The organism is Flavobacterium sp., assembly GCF_044341185.1.
GTDB lineage: Bacteria > Bacteroidota > Bacteroidia > Flavobacteriales > Flavobacteriaceae > Flavobacterium.
Genome location: NZ_JBIISE010000064.1, coordinates 1 through 4059, shown reverse-complemented (window position 1 = coordinate 4059; position 4059 = coordinate 1). Strand labels below are relative to the sequence as shown.

Below are 4059 nucleotides of genomic sequence, written 5' to 3'. Positions count from 1 at the left end.
AAAACAATATAAGAGATAAAAAAATAGTTAATATTAGCGATTCTCGTATATATTGATTAATTAGAGTGATTTTATTTTTATAAATTAATTCAGGAATTTTTGATTTTAATACATTTGATATACCAAAATCAAAATACAATCCCCATTGAAAGAAACCAATTATTAAAACCAAAATTCCATAATTTGAATTTCCTAATAATCGAACTAGTAAATAAATGGAAATAAACATCAATAATCCTGTCGCTCCTTTAAAAAACGAACTTTGAAAGGCTTGACTTTGAATTTTATTTACTAAGATTTTCATTAAATTTCAAAACTTCAAATAAATGATTAATCTCTTTTGTTAAATCTACTTGATGATTTCCTACAAAGAATCCTTTTTTGTCTAAATATTGTGCATTTTTCATTTCTCCAAAAATTTCATAATCAAAATATTTCAACACTTCGTTTTTAGTAAAATCACCTGTTACAATCGGACGACAATCAATATGATTAGTTTCTAATTTTTTTATAATTTCTGTTCTATCTAAAGTTGATTCTGGTTTAATAATAAAACTAAATCCAAACCAGCTGCTATTGTCTATATCTTTTTGAATATAAAAATCTTTATGATTTTTAAATAATGTTACAAACAACTCGGCATTTTTTCTTCTGTATTCTAAGAATGATGGTAATTTTTTTAATTGTTCTACACCAATTTCACCACTCATTTCAACTGGTCGTACGTTATAACCTGGTAATATAAAGCGGAAAGATTCATCAAAAGCATTATCACTTTTATTAGAAACATGATTTTCTTTTGGTAAGTGACGTGTCCAACCGTGAGCGCGTAAACAAATCATTACATGATACATTTCAGCATCATCAGTAACAATTAATCCGCCTTCCATAGTAGCCATGTGGTGCGAATAAAAAGTAGAAAACGTTCCTACTAAACCAAAAGTTCCGGCTTGTTTACCCTTAAATTCTGCACCCATAGATTCGCAATTATCTTCCATTAAGATAATGTCTTTATCACCGATTATTTCTTTAATCGCATCAAAATCGTTTGGATTTCCAAGTAAATTTACTGCTAATATCATTTTAGTGTTTTCCGATACAGCTTTTTTTAGTTGTTCTAAATCGAAATTTAAGGTGTATAAATCCACATCTACAAATTTCAATTTTAAACCATATTGTGCTAAAGGATAATATGTAGTAGACCATGAAACCGCTGGTACTATTACTTCATCGCCTCTTTTAAGTTTTGGGTTTTTTGTAAAAAACATAGCAGCAACAGCAATTAAATTTGCTGAAGAACCTGAATTTACCATAACAGCGTATTTAGATTTCACATAAGTAGCAAAATTTTCTTCAAATTGTTTCACGCCTTCACCCATTGTGTACATGTCTTTAGCAATCACTCTATTGATGGCTTCTATTTCTTTTTCGTCCCAAGTTGACGATGCTAACGGATATTTAATCATTTATTACTTCTGATTTAAAATAGTCTAATGTCTTTTTTATTCCTTGTAGTAAAGTGGTTTGGTGTTTCCAACCAAATTGTTTTAGTTTACTATCATCAATTAACTTTTGCCTCATACCAATTGGTTTTGTTAGATCATATATAAATTTACCTTTAAAACCAATAACATCAGCAATAGCTTGATAATATTCAATAATAGTATAATCGAAACCTAAGCCAACATTTATATTTTGTGGCATTTTCTCAAAGTTTTCTAATGCGTAAAACACGAAATCGGCTAAATCGCCCGTATACATAAATTCTCTTCGTGCTAAACCATCACCCCAAATATCAATCTCTTTAGCATTATTTTGTTTGGCTTCATATATTTTTTTAATTACAGCTGGAATCATGTGTGAATTTTCTGGTGAAAATTTATCGTGTTTTCCATATAAATTACACGGAATTACGGTTTTATATTGTAATGAAGGATTTTCTTTTACAATATATTCGCACAAACGAGTCGCCACTACTTTGGCAATAGCATAGCCTTCATTTGTTGGTTCTAATTCACCTTTTAAAATCAAATCCTCTTTTAATGGATTTTGTCCTTCACGCGGATACATACAAGAACTTGCCATATTTAAAAAATATTTCACGCCATTTTCTTTAGATGCCATGATGATATTTCTTCCCATATCTAAATTAAAAACCAAAAAATCTACTGGCCGTGATATGTTGGCTTGAATTCCACCTACCAATCCTGCTGTATGAATAATAATTTCAGGTTTGTTTTTTGCTATATAGTTGTTAACTGAATTGTAATCGCGAAGATTTAATTCGGAGCTTGATGGCGCAAAAATTTCATAATTTGAAGTTTTGTGGTGCTCCAAAATATTTTTCCCAACCATTCCGTTTCCACCCGTAATTAAAATACGCATTTTGTTTTTAGTATTTATTTAATGAACTTCTATCTTTAAAACGAACCACATATTTCAAATCGTGTTCCATCATAATGCGTACTAATTCTTCAATAGAAGTTTTGCTTGGATTCCATCCTAATTGCGTTCTAGCTTTTGTAGGATCTCCCAATAAACTTTCAACTTCTGCGGGGCGATAATAGTTAGGGTCAACTTCAATAATGGTTTTGCCAGTTGCTTTACAAACACCAATTTCGTTTTCATTTTCACCTTTCCATTCTAGTTCAATACTAGCTTCTTTAAAAGCTAATTCACAAAAATAACGAACAGAATATTGTACTCCTGTTGCAATTACATAATCTTCAGGCGACTCTTTTTGTAGCATTAACCACATACATTCAACGTAATCTTTAGCATAGCCCCAATCACGTAACGAATCTAAGTTCCCTAAATATAATTTATCTTGAATTCCGTGTTTTATTCTTGAAGCAGATAATGTAATTTTCCTTGTTACAAATGTTTCTCCTCTACGTTCAGATTCATGGTTAAATAAAATTCCATTAACGGCATAAATCCCGTATGACTCACGGTAGTTTTTAGTAATCCAATATGCGTATAATTTAGCAACTCCGTAAGGAGACCGTGGATAAAATGGAGTGGTTTCTTTTTGAGGGACCTCTTGTACTTTTCCATATAATTCTGAAGTTGACGCTTGATAAATTCGAGTTTTAGTTTCTAAACCACAAATTCTAATTGCTTCTAACAAACGCAATGTACCAACTCCATCAGTTTCAGCAGTATATTCTGGCATATCAAATGAAACTTTTACATGAGACTGTGCTGCTAAATTATAAATTTCATCTGGACGAATCTCTTGTACTAAGCGGATTAAGCTTGTAGAGTCGGTCATATCACCATAATGTAACTTAATTTTTTTGTCTTTATGTAAATCTTTTATTAATGAATCAATATATAAATGTTCAATACGCTCTGTATTAAAAGTAGAACTTCGACGAATAATTCCATGTACGTCATATCCTTTTTGTATTAATAATTCTGCTAAATACGAACCATCTTGCCCGTTTATGCCTGTGATTAGTGCTGTTTTCATTTAAAAAAATCAATATACAAATATATATTTTATTTATAAAACTTTAAATTAAATAGGCATTAATTTAGTAAAAAACGTTACTTTTGATTTTTAAATTTAAAATTTTGAATATTTTTAAAAAACCACTACTATTATTTTTTACACTACTTGTTTTAAGTGAGATGTACCTCCCGTCTTACAAAACAAATTTTTTATTACAGCTTTTGTTTTTAGTTTTTACGATTAAAGTAAAAAAGATTAAAATTTCAACTTCCTTTTATAAACAAATCCTTCCTTTGGTCTTAATTTTTGGAATAGGTTTTAAAGGATATTATTTATTTTCTAAAACCAATTATAGCAATTGCAATTGGTTATATTGTTTTTTATAAAAATCAAGAATTAGAGGTTTTTGTAAAAAGCATATTTTACATCGGTGTATTATCTGCATCTATTCATTTAGTAGGGGTTTTGTTTTTTTCTAATTTTTTTAAAAGTTCAATTAGCGAAATTAGAGGCGATTTTGGGTTAGATAGTTTTATAGAAATTTTTGGTTTTTATTTTTTATTTTATTCTAAAAAATGGTTAGGAAAAAGATTAATTGCAGA

The 4059-nt window shown here is 29.3% G+C and carries 4 protein-coding genes; all 4 read right to left on the bottom strand.

All coding sequences use genetic code 11. The annotated features are described in order from the left end of the window. A partial coding sequence (locus ACIQZ1_RS09565) for a hypothetical protein (RefSeq protein ID WP_396160830.1) occupies window positions 1-304 on the bottom strand: 304 nt, incomplete at its 3' end. Next, complete coding sequence (locus ACIQZ1_RS09560) at window positions 285-1466, bottom strand: DegT/DnrJ/EryC1/StrS family aminotransferase (RefSeq protein ID WP_396160828.1); 1182 nt, start codon at window positions 1464-1466, stop codon at window positions 285-287. The genes ACIQZ1_RS09565 and ACIQZ1_RS09560, both read right to left, overlap by 20 nt. Beyond that, on the bottom strand, window positions 1459-2385 hold the full coding sequence (locus tag ACIQZ1_RS09555) for a GDP-L-fucose synthase family protein (protein ID WP_396160826.1): 927 nt from the start codon (window positions 2383-2385) through the stop codon (window positions 1459-1461). Before ACIQZ1_RS09555 ends, ACIQZ1_RS09560 begins: the two co-directional genes overlap by 8 nt. Before the next feature lie 7 nt (window positions 2386-2392). Beyond that, the gene (gene gmd / locus ACIQZ1_RS09550) at window positions 2393-3475 is read right to left on the bottom strand and encodes a GDP-mannose 4,6-dehydratase (protein ID WP_396160823.1); all 1083 of its coding nucleotides are present in this window, start codon (window positions 3473-3475) and stop codon (window positions 2393-2395) included. Window positions 3476-4059 lie beyond the last annotated feature (584 nt).

What these genes read in the sequence shown, in the direction of transcription:
- gmd (WP_396160823.1), bottom strand. Translation starts at nt 3,475, where the DNA reads ATGAAAACAGCACTAATCACAGGCATAAACGGGCAAGATGGTTCGTAT.
- ACIQZ1_RS09555 (WP_396160826.1), bottom strand. Translation starts at nt 2,385, where the DNA reads ATGCGTATTTTAATTACGGGTGGAAACGGAATGGTTGGGAAAAATATT.
- ACIQZ1_RS09560 (WP_396160828.1), bottom strand. Translation starts at nt 1,466, where the DNA reads ATGATTAAATATCCGTTAGCATCGTCAACTTGGGACGAAAAAGAAATA.